The 15,862-nt window shown below is 71.6% G+C and carries 13 protein-coding genes; 8 read left to right on the top strand and 5 right to left on the bottom strand.

The genetic code is table 11. The annotated features are described in order from the left end of the window. Window positions 1–7 precede the first annotated feature (7 nt). From ACNPQM_RS27070 to ACNPQM_RS27050, 5 genes are read right to left on the bottom strand one after another with little or no spacing between them, the layout of a single operon-like run. A complete protein-coding gene (locus ACNPQM_RS27070; protein WP_418086052.1) occupies window positions 8–943 on the bottom strand; it encodes an ROK family protein in 936 nt (311 codons plus the stop codon). Continuing rightward, window positions 940–2,649 carry an ABC transporter ATP-binding protein gene (locus tag ACNPQM_RS27065; RefSeq protein WP_358861578.1) on the bottom strand — a complete coding sequence of 570 codons (1,710 nt, stop codon included), beginning with the start codon at window positions 2,647–2,649 and terminating at the stop codon, window positions 940–942. Before ACNPQM_RS27065 ends, ACNPQM_RS27070 begins: the two co-directional genes overlap by 4 nt. Then, window positions 2,646–3,548, bottom strand: a complete 903-nt coding sequence (locus ACNPQM_RS27060; RefSeq protein ID WP_358861577.1) for an ABC transporter permease — start codon at window positions 3,546–3,548, stop codon at window positions 2,646–2,648. Before ACNPQM_RS27060 ends, ACNPQM_RS27065 begins: the two co-directional genes overlap by 4 nt. Next, entirely contained in the window at window positions 3,545–4,504 is a 960-nt protein-coding gene (locus ACNPQM_RS27055; RefSeq protein ID WP_358861576.1) for an ABC transporter permease, read from the bottom strand. Before ACNPQM_RS27055 ends, ACNPQM_RS27060 begins: the two co-directional genes overlap by 4 nt. 50 nt (window positions 4,505–4,554) lie before the next feature. Beyond that, window positions 4,555–6,372 (bottom strand): peptide ABC transporter substrate-binding protein, encoded by a 1,818-nt coding sequence (locus ACNPQM_RS27050; protein ID WP_358861575.1) that lies wholly within the window; start codon window positions 6,370–6,372, stop codon window positions 4,555–4,557. A 285-nt stretch (window positions 6,373–6,657) separates the two neighbouring features. On the opposite strand from ACNPQM_RS27050, the gene ACNPQM_RS27045 reads away from it, so the two are divergent. From ACNPQM_RS27045 to alr, 8 genes are all read left to right on the top strand, one after another. After that, complete coding sequence (locus tag ACNPQM_RS27045) at window positions 6,658–7,878, top strand: ROK family transcriptional regulator (protein WP_358861574.1); 1,221 nt, start codon at window positions 6,658–6,660, stop codon at window positions 7,876–7,878. Between the two features lie 23 nt (window positions 7,879–7,901). Then, entirely contained in the window at window positions 7,902–9,425 is a 1,524-nt protein-coding gene (locus ACNPQM_RS27040) for a M81 family metallopeptidase (RefSeq protein WP_358861573.1), read from the top strand. Continuing rightward, window positions 9,422–10,168, top strand: coding sequence for a copper homeostasis protein CutC (locus ACNPQM_RS27035; protein WP_418086051.1), 747 nt, complete (start codon window positions 9,422–9,424; stop codon window positions 10,166–10,168). Before ACNPQM_RS27040 ends, ACNPQM_RS27035 begins: the two co-directional genes overlap by 4 nt. Before the next feature lie 222 nt (window positions 10,169–10,390). Beyond that, complete coding sequence (gene glmS, locus ACNPQM_RS27030) at window positions 10,391–12,238, top strand: glutamine--fructose-6-phosphate transaminase (isomerizing) (protein WP_418086050.1); 1,848 nt, start codon at window positions 10,391–10,393, stop codon at window positions 12,236–12,238. A gap of 24 nt (window positions 12,239–12,262) precedes the next feature. Further along, window positions 12,263–12,631: a holo-ACP synthase gene (locus ACNPQM_RS27025; protein WP_358861589.1), complete on the top strand. Its 369-nt coding sequence runs from the start codon at window positions 12,263–12,265 to the stop codon at window positions 12,629–12,631. A 4-nt stretch (window positions 12,632–12,635) separates the two neighbouring features. Further along, the gene (locus ACNPQM_RS27020) at window positions 12,636–14,096 is read left to right on the top strand and encodes an NAD(P)H-hydrate dehydratase (RefSeq protein WP_418086049.1); all 1,461 of its coding nucleotides are present in this window, start codon (window positions 12,636–12,638) and stop codon (window positions 14,094–14,096) included. A 58-nt stretch (window positions 14,097–14,154) separates the two neighbouring features. Then, window positions 14,155–14,538, top strand: coding sequence for a DUF488 domain-containing protein (locus tag ACNPQM_RS27015; RefSeq protein WP_418086048.1), 384 nt, complete (start codon window positions 14,155–14,157; stop codon window positions 14,536–14,538). A 160-nt stretch (window positions 14,539–14,698) separates the two neighbouring features. Further along, entirely contained in the window at window positions 14,699–15,856 is a 1,158-nt protein-coding gene (gene alr, locus ACNPQM_RS27010; RefSeq protein ID WP_418086047.1) for an alanine racemase, read from the top strand. Window positions 15,857–15,862: the final 6 nt, after the last annotated feature.

The following is a 15,862-nucleotide window of genomic DNA, read 5'->3' as shown; positions in this document are numbered from 1 at the left end:
GGTTTTCTTAGACCCCGACCTTCGCCGCCAGTTCCCGTCGGGCCCGGGCCGCGGCGCCGACCGGTACCGCGTCGGCAGCCAGAGCTGCCCTGACCAGCCGGACCGGGCGGCCGCTGACCGGCGGTTCGGCGGCCAGCGACGCCAGGATGAGGGGTTCCAGCAGGGGCCAGGCACGGCTGACCCCGCCGCCGACCACCACCGTGGTGATGTCCACGACGCCGGCCGTCATCACGATCGCCCGGGCGATTCCGGCACCGGCGGCCCGGTACACCGCGAGGGCGTCCTGGTCACCGCGGTCGGCGGCCTGTGCGACCTCGCGGGCGGTCAGTCGGCGGCCGGTGCGGTCCGCGTAACGGGCGCCGATGGAACGGCCGGAGGCCAGGGTCTCCAGATGGCCCCGGCCGCCGCACGAGCAGAGCAGATCACCGAAGCCGGGGATGTGCCCGATCTCGCCGGCCGCGCCGTGCGGCCCGGCGAACAGCGCGCCGCCGGTCCACAGCGCGCCGCCGACCCCGGTGCCCAGGGTCATCCCGAGGACGTCCGACTCGCCGCGCACGGCGCCGCCGGACACCTCCCCGTAGAGGAAGGCGTTGACGTCGTTGTCCAGGAAGGCCGGGACGCCCAGTGCCTCCTCGACGGCGGCCGTCACCGCGAAGCCGGCCCAGCCGGTGAAGGAGTTGCTGGCCACCAGGATGCGGCCGGCGGCGGAGTCCACCAGGCCGGCTGCGCCGACCCCGGCACCGGCGAGGCGGCCGGGGGTGCGCTCCAGCAGCGGGGCCAGCGCGCCCAGGGCCGCGCCGATCATGGCCTGGCCGCCGTCGGCCGCCGGGGTCGCCACCTCGGCGCGGTCCAGCACGGTCAGGTCCTCGTCGCAGAGCACCACTTGGGTGGTGGTGCCGCCGATGTCCACTCCGGCGAAGAGCGTACGGTCGTGGGCGCTCACCCCTGGGCCTCCGTCCGGCCGGCCGCGAGGGTGGCCAGGCGTTCGGCCCTGCGGCCGCGCTGGATCACCGGGTCGGGCACCGGCACGGCGGCCAGCAGCCGGCGGGTGTAGTCGGTCTCCGGGTGCATCAGGGTCGCGCCGGTGGCGCCCTGCTCCTCGACCCGGCCGGCCCGCATCACGACGACGCGCTGCGCGAAGTGCTGGACGACGGCCAGGTCGTGGGAGACGAAAAGACAGGCGAAGCCCAGCTCTTCCTGGAGCTCGGAGATCACCTCGAGCACCGCCTCCTGCACGCTCACGTCGAGCGCACTGGTGGGCTCGTCGGCGACCAGCAGCCGGGGCTCCAGGACCAGGGCGCGGGCCAGGCTGACCCGCTGGCGCTGACCGCCGGACAGCTCCCGGGGGGCGCGCAGGGCGAGTTCACGCGGCAGCCGGACCCGGTCGAGGACGGCGGCGACCTTGCTCTGGCGGTCCTTGGCGGAGAGCTCGCGGCGGTGCACCCTGAGCGGCTCGGCGATGCACTCGCCGACCGTCATCCGGGCGTCCAGGGAGGCCACCGGGTCCTGGAGGACCACGCCGATACCGGCCCGCAGCGCCCGGCGGGCCCGGGACCGGGTGCCGGCCAGGTCGGTGCCGAACAGCGAGACGGTGCCGGAAGTCGGCGGGATCAGACCGAGCGCGACCCGGGAAGCGGTGGACTTGCCGGAGCCCGACTCGCCCACCAGGCCCAGGGTCTCCCCGGCGTGGACGGCGAGCGAGACCCCGTCCAGAGCCCGCACAGCGCCCTTGCCACGGCCGAACACCACGGAGATGTCGCGGAGTTCGACCACTGGCTCGGTGTCCGGACGGGTGGCTCCGGCCGGTGCCACCGGCCGGCCCGCCTCCGCGACCGACAGCCGGGGCACCGCGGCCAGCAGCCGCTTGGTGTAGTCGTGGGACGGGCGGAGCAGTACGTCCTCGACCGGTCCGGTCTCCACGATCTCGCCGTGGTACATCACGGCGACCCGGTCGGCGAAGTCCGCGACCACGCCCATGTTGTGGGTGACCAGCAGGACGCCGGTGCCGGTCTCGACGGCGAGCCGGCGCAGCAGGTCGAGGATCTCGGCCTGCACCGTGACGTCCAGCGCGGTGGTCGGCTCGTCGGCGATCAGCAGGGCGGGCTCGTTGGCGATGGCCATGGCGATGACCACCCGCTGGCGCTGTCCGCCGGAGAGCTGGAAGGGGTAGGCGGTGGCCCGCCTCTCCGGCTCGGGGATGCCGACCTTGCGGAGCAGTTCGACGGCCTCGGCGGCGGCGTCCTTGGCGGACACCTCGCGGTGGTTGCGGATCACTTCGGCGATCTGCTTGCCGATCCGGGTCAGCGGGTCCAGTGCGGTGGCCGGCTCCTGGAACACCATGGAGACGGTCCGGCCGCGCAGCGCCGCCAGGTCGGCCTCGTGGGCACCGACCACCTGGGTGCCGGCGATGGTGGCGCAGCCGGTGGCACGGGCGTTGCCGGTCAGCAGGCCCATCGCGGCCAGCGCGATGGTGGATTTGCCGGAGCCCGACTCGCCGACCAGGGCGAGCGTCTCGCCGGGGCTGACGTGCAGGGAGACGTTCCGGACGGCCGGTACCTCGCCGGTCTCGGTGGTGAAGATGACGCCGAGGTCGTCGAGTTCGAGAATCGGCCCGGCCGACGGGGCGGCGGAGCCCTGGGTGGCGGTCATCCGCGTCCCCTCACGTCGAATGCGTCGCGGAGTCCGTCCCCGATCGCGTTGAACGCCCAGACCACCAGGATGATGGCCAGGCCCGGCGGCAGGATGAGCCACCAGTAGCCGGAGTACGCGGCGGTGAGACCGGCCGAGAGCATGCCGCCCCAGTCGGTGGCGGGCGGCTGGACGCCCAGGCCCAGGTAGGAGACGTAGGCGACCAGCAGGATGGCGTCGGCGATCTGGAAGGTGGTCGCGACGATGATGGTCGAGACCGAGTTCGGCAGGATGTGCCGGGTGATCGCCCGGGTGTGTGTCCCGCCGATGGCCCGCAGGGTCAGGACGTAGTCGCGGTTCTTCAGGGTCAGCGTCTCGGCCCTGATCAGCCGGGACGGCACCAGCCAGGAGACGAAGCCCAGGATGACGATCAGCCCGGTCAGGCCCGGGGTGGTGATGGCCGAAACCACCAGCAGGATGAAGAGCGCCGGGATGGCGATCCCCGCGTCCACGATCCGCATCATGACCGCGTCGATCCAGCCGCCGGCATAGCCGGCGGCGGCGCCCCACAGGGTGCCGATCACGGTGGCCAGGATGCCCGCGGCGAGGCCGACGATCAGCGACACCTTGCCGCCGTACATCAGCCGGCCCAGCTCGTCGTGGCCGACCGCGTCGGTGCCGAGCCAGTGCGAACCGCTGGGGGCGAGGTTGACCTGCTGGAGCATCGTGTGGGTCTGGTCGGTGGAGTACACCAGCGGACCGACGAAGCAGAACAGGAAGAAGAAGACCACGACGCCGAGCCCGACCACGGCGAGCCGGTTGCGCAGGAAGCGCCGGACGGCGAGCCGGGTGCCGGAGACCGCACCGGCGGCGGCGGTGGCCGTGCCGGACGCCCGGCCCGGCTGGATGACGGCGCTCATGCCCGGCCTGCCTTCACTCGGGGGTCGATGATCCGCTGGACGATGTCGGCGAGCAGCGTGCCGACCACCGTGGCGATCGCGATGACCAGCACACAGCCCAGCAGCACCGGGTAGTCGGAGGACTGCGCGGCGGTCCAGAAGAGCAGGCCCATGCCGGGGTAGTTGAAGAGCTGCTCGACCACCAGGGCGCCGCCGAACAGCACCGGCACGTAGTAGCCGAGCATGGCGATCACCGGCGTCAGCGAGTTGCGGAACACATGCCGCCACAGGATGGAGCGGGAGCGGGAGCCGCCGGCCCGCGCCGTCCTGACGTAGTCCTCGGAGAGGTTCTCCAGGGTGGCCGCCCGCATGTAGCGGCTGAACACCGCGATCATCGAGGCGGCACCGGCGATGACCGGCAGCACCAGCGCCTGCGGGTCGGAGAGCACCTGGGCGAGCGTGTCCCCCTGCGGGGCCTGGGACGGGAACCACGGCAGCGCCTGACTGAACACCAGCACCAGGATCAGCCCGAGGAAGTACACGGGTGTGGAGTAGGCGATGAAGCTCAGCGTGGTGATGACGTAGTCGACGGGCTTGTTGCGTCGGACGGCCTGCCACATGCCGAGCGGGATGGCCAGCACGAGGCCGACGATCGCCGACAGGGCGGTGAGGACCAGGGTCTTGGCCAGCCGCTCGGTGATGAGCTGGGAGACCGGCTCATTGAGGGTGTACGAGGTGCCGAGGTCGCCGTGCAGCAGCTGGTTCAGGTAGTAGAAGTACTGCACGGGGAGTGGCTTGTCGAGGCCCTGCTCGTGGTTGAAGGACGTGATCTGCTGCGCTGTGGCCTGCGGGCCGAGGATCCCGCGAGCGGGACCCCCGGGCAGGGCGTGCAGCAGACCGAAGACCACGATCGTCACGATGACGATCACCACGACGGCTTGGAGGACCCGCCTGATCAGGTACGAGGAAGTACTCATGTGTTTTCCGGTCGCTTCGGCTCAGTGGAACGCACGGTCACCGACCGGGCTCACTTGGTGGTCCACTTCCACATGGCGGGGTGGAAGTTGGCCAGCGAGTCCTGGGCGAAGCCGCCCAGGCCCTTCTTGACCACGGAGACCTGGTAGTCCGGCTCCGGCAGCCAGATGACCGGGAGGTCCTTGGCCAGGGCGGCGCTGTACTTCTGCACCGCCTCGTCGGAGGAGGAAGTGGTGGTCTGGGTGATCAGCTTGTCCACGGCGGGGTTGGAGTAGCTGCCGAAGTTGGAGCCGCCGCCGGTGGCGAAGAGGGAGTCACCGCTCGGGTAGGCCGGGAAGTACCAGCTGCCCGCGGTGCCGAAGAACGACAGCTGCCACTTGCAGCCGGCCTGGTCGGCCGTGCACTGGCCGGCCTGCGAGAGGACCGAGTTGACCGGGGCGGTCTTGATGGTGAAGTCGATCCCGGTCTTGGCGAACGACGACTGCAGGGCGCTCATCATGTTGTCGGTCACGGTCGAACCGGACTGCGAGAGCACCTGCATCTGGAACTTGGTGCCCTTGTCCACGCCGGCGCCGCACTGGCTGTCGGCGGTGCCCGGGCTGGTGCACACCATGGTGCCGTTCTGCTCGGTCCAGCCGTGGCTGGTCAGCAGCTGCTTCGCCTTGGTGGTGGAGAACGGGTACGGGTTGTTCTTCTGCTCCGGCGAGACGAACGACGAGTTCTGTCCCTGCGGGATCGGGCCGTAGGTGGGGACCGCGGTGCCGTTGAAGACGACCTTGGAGAGGGTGGCCTGATCCACCGACATCTGGATCGCCTGGCGGGCGTAGAGCTGCTTGAAGACCGCGCCCATGGCGGGGTTGTTGAAGTTGTAGGGCATGTAGGTGATGGCCCAGCCGGACCACGGCTTCACCGTGTAGCCCTTGGAGGTGAAGGACGCCTCCTGGCTGAGGTCGGTGGCGTTGATGTAGCCGTAGTCGACCGTGCCTGCCCGGAGCGCGTTCTTCTCCGCGTCCGTGGTGGTGAACGGCAGCAGGTTCACGTTCTTGATGTTGGCCTTGCCGCCGCCGTCGTACTTGGCGTTGGCGGTCAGCTCGACCTTGCCGGCCGTGGAGAACGACTTGATGGTGTACGGGCCGCTGACCGTCTTCCAGAGCGGGTCGGTGGCGTAGCCGGAGATCTTCTTGGCAACGTCGTTCAGGTACGTCCAGACCTTCTTGGCGCCCGCGGTGGTGCGGTCGAGGTCCGACACGGTGCCCGAGTCGCTGGTCTTGTCCCAGACGTGCTGCGGCATCGGGCGGATCATGCTCAACTCGTTGGCGAGCATCCACTGCTGGTTGTACGCCTGGTCGAAAGTGATGGTGAAGTGCGTGTCGTCGACGATCTTCAGGGAGGTCCAGTTGTCAGGCGCCTTACCAGGGCTGTAACTGGCCCAGTCGGCCTTGTTGGCCTTGACCAGGTTGAACCAGAACTCCACGTCGCGGGAGGTGATCTGCTTGCCGTCGCTCCAGTGCCGGTCGCCGAGCGTGATCGTGACGCTCTTGCTGTCCTTGGCGAAGTCGGCGGCGGTGGCCAGCGAGTTGTTCTTGTTCCAGCCGACGTTGCCGGTGGAGCCGTCGTACGCGATCAGCGGCTCCCAGACGGCCTGGGATATGGAGGAGTTGTTGGTGTTCAGGTGCGCCGCGGTGCCGACCGGGAGGATCCAGTTCGGCGTGAAGTTCGCCGGCAGCGCGTAGTTGATGGTGTCCGACGAGCCGGATGCGGACGACGAGGTGCTGCCGCCGGAACAACCGGTCAGCAGAGCGCCCGCGGTGACAGCGGCACCCGCGACGAGGGCCCAGCGGCGGCTGTTCGCCGTGCGAGCAAGGAACATGACTCTCCTCAGAGTGAAAGGACCCGTATCTGTCCTGGGACCGGCACTGCGTTCACGACAGCTAACGACGGACGCGCCGAAGAAACAAACAAGAATTAGTAACAAGTAAGTTACTACGTCTCCGAAAAAAGCCAGCTCGCCCCAATCACCCCTCTCTAATGGGTGCATTTGGGTGGATTGAGCGGGTTTCAAGGGTGGCCCACTTCCTTCGCGAAGCTGTTCCCCTGCGTCAAGCGCGGGCGTATTGTCTTCGCCACACATACCGTTGCGGAAGTTACTTCGTACATGACTGAAATAAGTGCAGGGGACCGCAAGGCCACGAAAGGCATCCCGGCCCTCGCCACGCGGGTCCTGGAACTCGTCGCATCGGGCCAGGCCTCGTCACGTGCCGAACTCGCCGGACTGCTGGGGGCCGCCGCCTCCACCATCTCTCTCACCGTGGCCCATCTGGTGGAGCGCGGGCTGATCGCCGAGGAGGGCACCCAGTCCTCCACCGGCGGACGCCCCCGCAAAACGCTGAGGCTGGGAAGCAACGACGAGTTCGCCGTCGCCGCCGACCTCGGCGGCCGGCACGCCCGGATCGGTGTGGTGCTGCCCGGCGGAGGTCTCACCGACGTCTCGACCGTCCCCTTCGTGATCGCCGACGGCCCCGAGGCGGCCCTGCCCCGGCTCGCCGAGACCCTGGAGGCGCTGGCCGAGCAGCGCGGCCGCGGCCGGCTGCGCGGGGTCGGGCTCTCGCTGCCCGGGCCGGTGGACGTCGCGTCGGGCTCGGTCGTCCTGCCGTCCCGGATGCCGGGCTGGAACCGTTTCCCGGTCACCGCCTGGCTGGAGGAACGCTTCGGAGTCCCGGCCGCCGTGGACAACGACGCCAACTGCATGGCGGTCGGCGAGCACACCGTACGGCCCGCCGGGCACCGGCAGACGATCATGGTGAAGATCGGCTCGGCGATCGGCGCCGGCGTCATCGCAGACGGACGTCTCTACCGGGGCGCCACCGGCGCGGCCGGTGACATCACCCACATCCGGATCGACGGCGGCGCCGACATCCCCTGTTCCTGCGGCAACACCGGCTGCCTGGAAACCGTGGCGTCCGGCGCCGCCCTGGTCCGCATCCTGCGCCAGCGCGGGGCCGACGTCAGCAGCATCGAGGACGTGGCCCGGCTGGCCACCGACGCCGACCCGGAGGCCACCCGCGCGGTCCGCAGGGCCGGCGACTACCTCGGCCAAGTGCTCGCCGCCAACGTCAACTTCTTCAACCCGGACGCCGTCTATCTCGGCGGCATCCTCTCCACCCTGGAGCCGTTCGTCGCCGCCGTGCGCAGCCAGCTCTACGAGAGCTGCCACCCGCTGGTCACCGAACACCTCACCATCGAGCGGGCCAGCCTGGGCGCCGACGCCGGACTGGTCGGCGCCGGGCAGTTCGCCCTGCAGCGCGCCCTGGCCCTCGCCCTGGGCGAGGTCGTCGGCACCGACCAATTCCGCGCTCCGGCGCCCCGCCACCCTTGACACCCCATCCCCTACGAGGAGCCATGCCGCATTCCCGCACCGCCGCAGCCCGCCCGGTCATCGCCATCGCCGGGCTCGGCATCGAGTCGTCCACCTTCTCTCCCGCCCGCACCCAGGCCCCCGCGTTCCACCCCTCGCGCGGCGCCGAGGTGCTGGACCGCTACCCCTTCCTGGCGCCCGGTGAGGAACTGCGCGAGGCCGCCGACTGGCACGGCGCCCTGGTCGGCAAGTCGCTGCCGGGCGGCACCGTCACCGCCGCCGCCTGGGCCGAGCTCACCGACGAGCTGATCGAGCGGCTCGCCGCGCTGCCCAAGCCGGACGGGCTCTGGTACGACATCCACGGTGCGATGACCGTGGAGGGCATCGACGACGCCGAGGCGGTGCTGCTGGAGCGCATCCGCGCCACCGTCGGCCCCGACGTGATCATCTCCACCTCGATGGACCTGCACGGCAACGTCTCCCGCGAGCTCGCCCACGGCAGCGACCTGATCACCTGTTACCGGATGGCTCCGCACGAGGACCACATGGAGACCAAGGAGCGGGCCGTCCGCAATCTGGTGGACCTGCTGGTCTCCGGCGCGCCCCGCCCGGTCAAGGCCTGGGTGCCGGTGCCGGTGCTGCTGGCCGGCGAGCAGACCTCCACCCGGATCGAGCCGGCCAAGAGCGTGTACGCGGCCGTGGACGAGGTCGAGGCCATGGACGGCGTGATCGACGCCGCGATATGGGTCGGCTACGCCTGGGCCGACGAACCGCGCAACCGCGCCGTGGTGGTGGTCACCGGCACCGACCGGGCCGCCGTTTCGGCCGGTTCCGAGCGCCTGGCCCAGGGCTTCTGGAAGGCCCGCGACGACTTCGACTTCGTCGCCCCGACCGGCACCTTCGACGGCATCCTGGACGAGGCCCTGGCCTCCGACCAGCGCCCGTACTTCATCAGCGACACCGGGGACAACCCGACCGCAGGCGGCGCCGGCGACGTGACCTGGGGCCTGACCCGGCTGCTGACTCGCCCGGAGTTCCAGAAGGACGACGGCCCGACCGTCATCTACGCCTCGGTGCCCGGACCGGCCGCCGTCGAGACCGCCGTCGCCGCCGGCGTCGGCGCCACCGTCACGGTCACCGCCGGTGCCGAGGTGGACGACCGGCACGCGGGCCCTGTCACCCTGACCGGTGTGGTGCACGCCGTCCGGCACGGCGACCGCGACGCCGAGACCGAGGTCGTCATCCGGACCGGCAGCGTGTACGCGATCCTCACCAAGCTGCGCAAGCCCTACCACCACGAGCACGACTTCACCGACCTGGACCTCGACCCGCGCGGCGCCGACATCGTGATCGTGAAGATCGGCTACCTGGAGCCCGAGCTCTTCGACATGTCGGTCGGCTGGAAGATGGCGCTCACCCCCGGCGGTGTGGACCAGGACCTGGTACGCCTGGGCCACCACCGCATCCGCCGCCCGATGTTCCCCTTCGACCGCGAGATGGCCGACCCGGACTTGTCGGCCCGCATCATCCCCGCCTCCGACCAGCCGCTGACCGGGGACGACGAGTGACCACACGCCCCGCCTTGGAGATCGCCGTCACCTCACCGGCCGGCGCCCGCGTCGCCCGGGAGAACGGTGCCGACCGCGTCGAGCTCTGCGTCGCCCTGGAGCTGGGCGGCCTGACCCCGTCGGCAGCCCTGGTGGAGGCGGTCGCCGGGGAGGGGCTGCCGGTGCAGGTGCTGGTCAGGTGCCGGCCCGGCGACTTCGTCCATGACGCGGAGGAGATCGCACTGATGGCCGCCGAGGTGCGGTCCGTCATCGCCTCGGGTGCCTCCGGTGTGGTGATCGGCGCGCTGGCCGCCGACGGCGCCCTGGACACGGTCGCGGTCGCCCGCCTCGCCGAAGCGGCCCGCGCCTCGGGCCGCCCGGTGGACATCACCCTGCACCGCGCCATCGACCAGTCCGCCGACCCGGTGGCCACCGCCGCACTGCTGCCCTCGCTCGGCCTCACCCGGGTCCTCACCTCGGGCGGCGCCCCCACCGCGGCCGAGGGGCTGGAGGCGATCGCCGCGATGGCCGCCGCCGCCCCCGGGGTGCAGGTGATGGCCGGCGGCGGGGTGCGCCCCGCCGACATCCCGGCCCTGATCTCCGCCGGAGCCGCCGCCGTCCACCTCTCCGCCAAGACCAGGGCGCTGCCCCGGCGCGGCGGCGGCTGGGTACCGCTCGGCGCCGGGGGTGCGTCGGCCGAGCAGGACACCCACTTCGTCACCGATCCCCACGTGGTGGCCGAGGCACGGCGGGCGGTGGGGTGACGCAGGGCTGGTGTCCTGCGCCGGGAGCGCCGGCTTCCGGGCCCGCGGCCTGAGCGGGCAGCGGTTCGCGGGGCTTCGGCGGTGGGCGCGGGAGCGGGAAGCGGACCCGGGGCCGCTGCTCGCAGCGGTTCGCGACGACTCCGCCGACGAATGATCCCGGCCGCCCGGCGCCCCTTCTGCGACGATGCCAAGCGAGGGGAGGGCGACCACGAAAGGATCGTTATGTGTGGAATCGTCGGGTACGTCGGTGGGCAGTCCGCGCTTGATGTTGTCGTCGCTGGGCTGAAGCGCCTCGAATACCGCGGGTACGACTCCGCAGGTGTCGCCGTTCTCGCGGACGGCGGGCTGGCCTCCATGAAGAAGGCCGGCAAGCTCGTCAATCTGGAGAAGGCACTGGTCGAACAGCCTCTTCCGGCCGGGACCACCGCGATCGGGCACACCCGGTGGGCCACCCACGGCGGGCCCACCGATGCCAACGCCCACCCGCACCTCGACAACGCGGGCCGCGTCGCCGTCGTGCACAACGGAATCATCGAGAACTTCGCCGGGCTGCGCGCCGAACTCGCCGAGCGCGGGCATGATCTGGCGTCCGAGACCGACACCGAGGTCGTGGCCCATCTGCTTGCCGAGGCGTACTCGTCGACCGGTGACCCGGCAGAGGCGATGCGACAGGTCTGCCGGCAGCTCGAAGGGGCGTTCACCCTGGTCGCCGTGCATGCCGATGAGCCGGATGTGGTGGTGGGCGCCCGGCGGAACTCACCGCTCGTGGTCGGGGTGGGGGATGGCGAGGCGTTCCTGGCCTCCGATGTGGCCGCGTTCATCGCGCACACCCGGTCGGCGATCGAGCTGGGGCAGGATCAGGTCGTCGAGCTGCGCCGGGAGTCCGTCACGGTCACCGGCTTCGACGGGGAGGCCGCCGAGGTCCGTGAGTACCACGTGGACTGGGACGTCTCCGCCGCCGAGAAGGGCGGCTACGACTACTTCATGCTCAAGGAGATCGCCGAGCAGCCGAAGGCCGTGGCCGACACGCTCCTCGGGCGGATCGACCGCTCGGGCTCGCTCCGCCTCGACGAGGTGCGCATCGCGCCGAGCGTGCTCCGGGAGGTCGACAAGGTCGTCGTCGTCGCCTGCGGGACCGCGTACCACGCCGGGATGATCGCCAAGTACGCCATCGAGCACTGGACCAGGCTGCCCTGCGAGACGGAACTCGCCAGCGAGTTCAGGTACCGCGACCCGATCCTCGACCAGCGCACCCTCGTCATCGCGATCTCCCAGTCCGGCGAGACGATGGACACCCTGATGGCGCTGCGGCACGCCCGTGAGCAGGGGGCGAAGGTCCTCGCCATCTGCAATACGAACGGATCGACCATTCCGCGTGAGTCCGACGCGGTGCTGTACACGCACGCCGGGCCGGAGGTCGCCGTCGCCTCGACCAAGGCGTTCCTGACGCAGCTCGTCGCCTGCTACCTCGTCGCCCTGTATCTCGGTCAGACCCGCGGTACGAAGTGGGGCGACGAGATCCGGACCGTCGTCCGGCAGCTCTCCGAGGTCCCCGGGCAGGTCGAACGGGTCCTGGAGACCATGGAGCCGGTGCGTGCGCTGGCCCGTTCGCTCGCGCGCAAGGACACCGTCCTCTTCGTGGGGCGCCACGTCGGTTATCCGGTCGCCCTCGAGGGCGCGTTGAAGCTCAAGGAACTCGCCTATATGCACGCCGAGGGCTTCGCCGCCGGCGAGCTCAAGCACGGGCCGATCGCGCTGATCGAGGACGATCTGCCGGTCGTCGTGGTGGTGCCGTCGCCGCGCGGGCGTTCGGTGCTCCACGAAAAGATCGTGTCGAACATCCAGGAGATCCGGGCCCGCGGCGCCCGCACCATCGTCATCGCCGAGGAGGGCGACGAGGCGGTCGTTCCGTACGCCGACCATCTGATCCGGATCCCCGCTGCGCCTACGCTGCTTCAGCCGCTGGTGGCAACCGTGCCCTTGCAGGTCTTCGCCTGCGAACTGGCCACCGCCCGCGGCAACGAGGTGGACCAGCCGCGCAATCTGGCGAAGTCCGTGACCGTCGAGTGAGTCGAAGAATGAGTGAGTGAGCGCGTGATCATCGGGGTCGGGATCGATGTGGCGGAGATCGAGCGGTTCGGCGAGGCGCTGGAGCGTACGCCGCATCTGGCTCAGCGGCTCTTCCTGGAGCGGGAGTTGCTGCTGCCCAGCGGTGAGCGGCGCGGTATCGCCTCGCTGGCCGCCAGGTTCGCCGCCAAGGAAGCCGTGGCGAAGGCGCTCGGTGCGCCGGGCGGGCTGCTGTGGACGGACGCCGAGGTGTACGTCGAGGACAGCGGCCGGCCCCGGCTGCGGGTCCGCGGCAGCGTCGCCGCCTGCGCCGCCGAGCGGGGCGTACGGCACTGGCACGTCTCGCTGAGCCATGACGCGGGGGTGGCGTCGGCCGTGGTGATCGCGGAAGGTTGACCGTATGCGAACTGCGTACAGCGTGAAGACCGTACGGGCCGCCGAGCGTGCCCTGATGGCACGGCTGCCGGAGGGGGCCCTGATGCAGCGGGCCGCCGCGGGACTCGCCGTGGCCTGCGGCGATCTGCTGCGGCGCAATGGCCGCGTGTACGGGTCCCGGGTCGTCCTGCTCGTCGGCAGCGGCGACAACGGCGGCGACGCGCTGTACGCGGGTGCCCGGCTGGCCCGGCGCGGCGCGGGCGTCCGCGCTCTGCTGACCTCGCCGGGCCGCGCCCACGAGGGCGGGGTCGCGGCGCTCCGCGCGGCGGGCGGGCTGGCCCAGGACGCGGCGCAGGTGGGCACGGACCGGATCGGCCGTGTCGATCTGGTGGTCGACGGCATCACCGGCATCGGCGGGCGCGGCGGGCTGCGCCCGGACGCGGCCGCGCTGGTGCGCGCCTACAAGGCGACCGGGGCGCCGGTCCTCGCCGTCGACCTGCCCAGCGGCGTCGAGGCGGACACCGGGGAGGTGCTCGGCGACGCCGTGCGGGCCGATGCGACGGTCACCTTCGGTACGTACAAGCCGGGGCTGCTCATCGACCCGGCCGCCGACCTGGCGGGTGCGCTGCACCTCGTCGACATCGGGCTCCGGGACGAGCTGCCCGCCGTACCCGATCTGGAGGCGCTGCAGTACGCCGATGTCGCCGCGCTGCTGCCGCTCCCCGGCAGCGAGAGCGACAAGTACCGGCGTGGTGTCGTCGGCATCGTTGCCGGGTCAGCGCGGTATCCGGGCGCGGCGGTGCTCGCCGTCGGCGGGGCGCTGCGGGGCGGTGCGGGCGCGGTGCGGTACGTCGGTCCGGGCGCCGGTGCCGTGATCGCCCGGCACCCGGAGACCCTGGTCCACACGGGCCCGCCGTCGAAGGCGGGGCGGGTGCAGGCCTGGGTCGTCGGACCCGGGCTCGGGGACGGTACGGATGCAGTCTCGGCGGTTGCCGATGTGCTGGACGCCGAGGTCCCGGTGCTTGTCGACGCGGACGGGCTGCGGCTGCTCGACGCCGCCGTCGTGCTGTCGCGCACCGCGCCGACGGTGCTCACCCCGCACGCCGGGGAGGCCGCCGCGCTGCTCGGCGTACCGCGCGAGGAGGTCGAGGGGGAGCGGCTCGCCGCCGTCCGGGAGCTCGCCGCCCGCTACCGCTGCACCGTGCTGCTCAAGGGGTCGACGACCCTGGTCGCCGACGGCACCGGACACGCTCCCGTACGGGTCAACCCGACCGGCACATCCTGGCTGGCCACGGCGGGCAGCGGCGACGTCCTCTCCGGGCTGACCGGTTCTCTGCTGGCCGCGGGTCTCGACCCGCGCGACGCCGCCTCCGCCGGCGCCTACCTGCACGGCCTCGCCGCCCGCCACGCCTCGGACGGTGGCCCGGTCTCCGCCCAGGACGTCGCGGACGCGGTCCCCGCGGCGTGGCGTGATGTGCGGGCCTGAGAGATCCTGGGCACCGGACACGGAACCGCGGAGGCGAGCCGGTGAGGAGTGGTCGACAGTGGGCAGCGACTCCGTAGGCGTACGCCGGGTGTACGACCCGCAGGAGGACGGTGACGGGACCCGCGTCCTCGTCGACCGGCTCTGGCCCCGCGGCGTCGCCAAGGACCGGGCACGGATCGACCGGTGGCTGAAGGACCTCACCCCGTCGGACGAACTCCGCTCCTGGTACCACGAGGACCGCAGCGGCACCCGGTACGACGACTTCGTGGACCGCTACCGCACCGAACTCGCCGACCCCGCCCACGCGGCGGCGGTGCGGGAGCTGGTCGAGCTGGTCCGCGCGGGCGGGCCGGTGACCCTCGTCACAGCAGTGCACGATATCCCGCACAGCCATGTCCCGGTCCTCGTCGACCACGTGGCACATGAGCTGCGGCATCGGTGACAGCAGCGGCCTCGCGACGGCTGCCGCCACCGGAGACGCACCCCGGGCCGCACCTTTGGGCCGGACCGGACTCCGCAAGCCCGGCATGATCCGAAAGAAAGGCCCTGACCGCACCCGGCACCTGAGGGTCCTGGCGTACGCCTCTGAGAGACTGGGCGCGATGAACGAGACAGCGTCCTTGAGAGCCCGAGCCGAGATCGACCTCGCCGCACTGCGCGCCAATGTGCGTGTTCTGCGCGCCCGGGCGGCCGGCGCGCAACTCATGGCCGTCGTCAAATCCGATGCGTACGGGCACGGGGCGGTGCCCTGCGCCAGGGCCGCGCTCGAAGCCGGGGCGACCTGGCTCGGCACCGCGACCCCGCACGAGGCGCTCGCCCTGCGCGCCGCCGGGCTCGGCGGCCGGGTGATGTGCTGGCTGTGGACACCGGGCGGCCCCTGGCGCGAGGCGATCGAGGCCGACATCGATGTGTCGGTCAGCGGCATGTGGGCGCTGCGCGAGGTCGTCGCCGCGGCACGGGAGGCCGGACGGCCGGCCCGCATCCAGCTCAAGGCCGACACCGGACTGGGGCGCAACGGCTGCCAGCCCGCCGACTGGCCCGAACTGGTCTCCGCCGCCCGCGCCGCCGAGAGCGAGGGCACGGTGAAGGTCACCGGCCTCTGGTCGCACTTCGCCTGTGCCGACGAGCCCGGCCATCCGTCGATCGCCGCCCAGCTGGCGGTGTACCGGGACATGGTCGCGCACGCCGAGAAGGCGGGCGTCGAACCCGAGGTGCGGCACATGGCCAACTCCCCGGCGACGCTGGCGATCCCCGAGTCGCACTTCGACCTCGTGCGGACCGGCATCGCCATGTACGGCATCTCGCCCAGCCCGGAGCTGGGCACCCCGGCCGACTTCGGGCTGCGTCCCGTGATGACGCTCGCCGCGTCGGTCGCCCTGGTCAAGCAGGTGCCCGCCGGGCACGGCATCAGCTACGGGCACCACTACACGACCTCCGCCGAGACGACACTCGGTCTGATCCCGCTCGGCTACGCGGACGGCATTCCGCGCCATGCCTCCGGGCGCGGCCCGGTCCTGGTCGGCGGTATCCGGCGGCGGGTCGCGGGCCGGGTGGCCATGGACCAGTTCGTCGTCGATCTCGACGGGGACACCGTCGAGGTGGGCAGCGACGCGGTGCTCTTCGGCCCCGGGGACCGGGGCGAGCCGAGCGCCGAGGACTGGGCGGAGGCGGCCGGCACGATCGCGTACGAGATTGTCACCCGCATCAGCGGCCGCGTGCCGCGCGTCTATCTGAACGAGACCCCGACCGGTTCTCTCTGATCCGCT

The sequence above is a fragment of the Streptomyces sp. NPDC056231 genome (genome assembly GCF_048270745.1).
In the GTDB taxonomy this organism is placed as follows: domain Bacteria; phylum Actinomycetota; class Actinomycetes; order Streptomycetales; family Streptomycetaceae; genus Streptomyces.
Note: the sequence above shows the minus strand (reverse complement) of the source record. Positions and strands in the feature narration are given on the sequence as shown.

Bases quoted from the DNA above. Each gene is read 5' to 3' on its own strand.
- ACNPQM_RS27065 (WP_358861578.1), bottom strand. From the start codon at position 2,649: ATGACCGCCACCCAGGGCTCCGCCGCCCCGTCGGCCGGGCCGATTCTC.
- ACNPQM_RS27060 (WP_358861577.1), bottom strand. From the start codon at position 3,548: ATGAGCGCCGTCATCCAGCCGGGCCGGGCGTCCGGCACGGCCACCGCC.
- ACNPQM_RS27055 (WP_358861576.1), bottom strand. From the start codon at position 4,504: ATGAGTACTTCCTCGTACCTGATCAGGCGGGTCCTCCAAGCCGTCGTG.
- ACNPQM_RS27050 (WP_358861575.1), bottom strand. From the start codon at position 6,372: ATGTTCCTTGCTCGCACGGCGAACAGCCGCCGCTGGGCCCTCGTCGCG.
- ACNPQM_RS27045 (WP_358861574.1), top strand. From the start codon at position 6,658: ATGACTGAAATAAGTGCAGGGGACCGCAAGGCCACGAAAGGCATCCCG.
- ACNPQM_RS27040 (WP_358861573.1), top strand. From the start codon at position 7,902: ATGCCGCATTCCCGCACCGCCGCAGCCCGCCCGGTCATCGCCATCGCC.
- glmS (WP_418086050.1), top strand. From the start codon at position 10,391: ATGTGTGGAATCGTCGGGTACGTCGGTGGGCAGTCCGCGCTTGATGTT.
- ACNPQM_RS27020 (WP_418086049.1), top strand. From the start codon at position 12,636: ATGCGAACTGCGTACAGCGTGAAGACCGTACGGGCCGCCGAGCGTGCC.
- alr (WP_418086047.1), top strand. From the start codon at position 14,699: ATGAACGAGACAGCGTCCTTGAGAGCCCGAGCCGAGATCGACCTCGCC.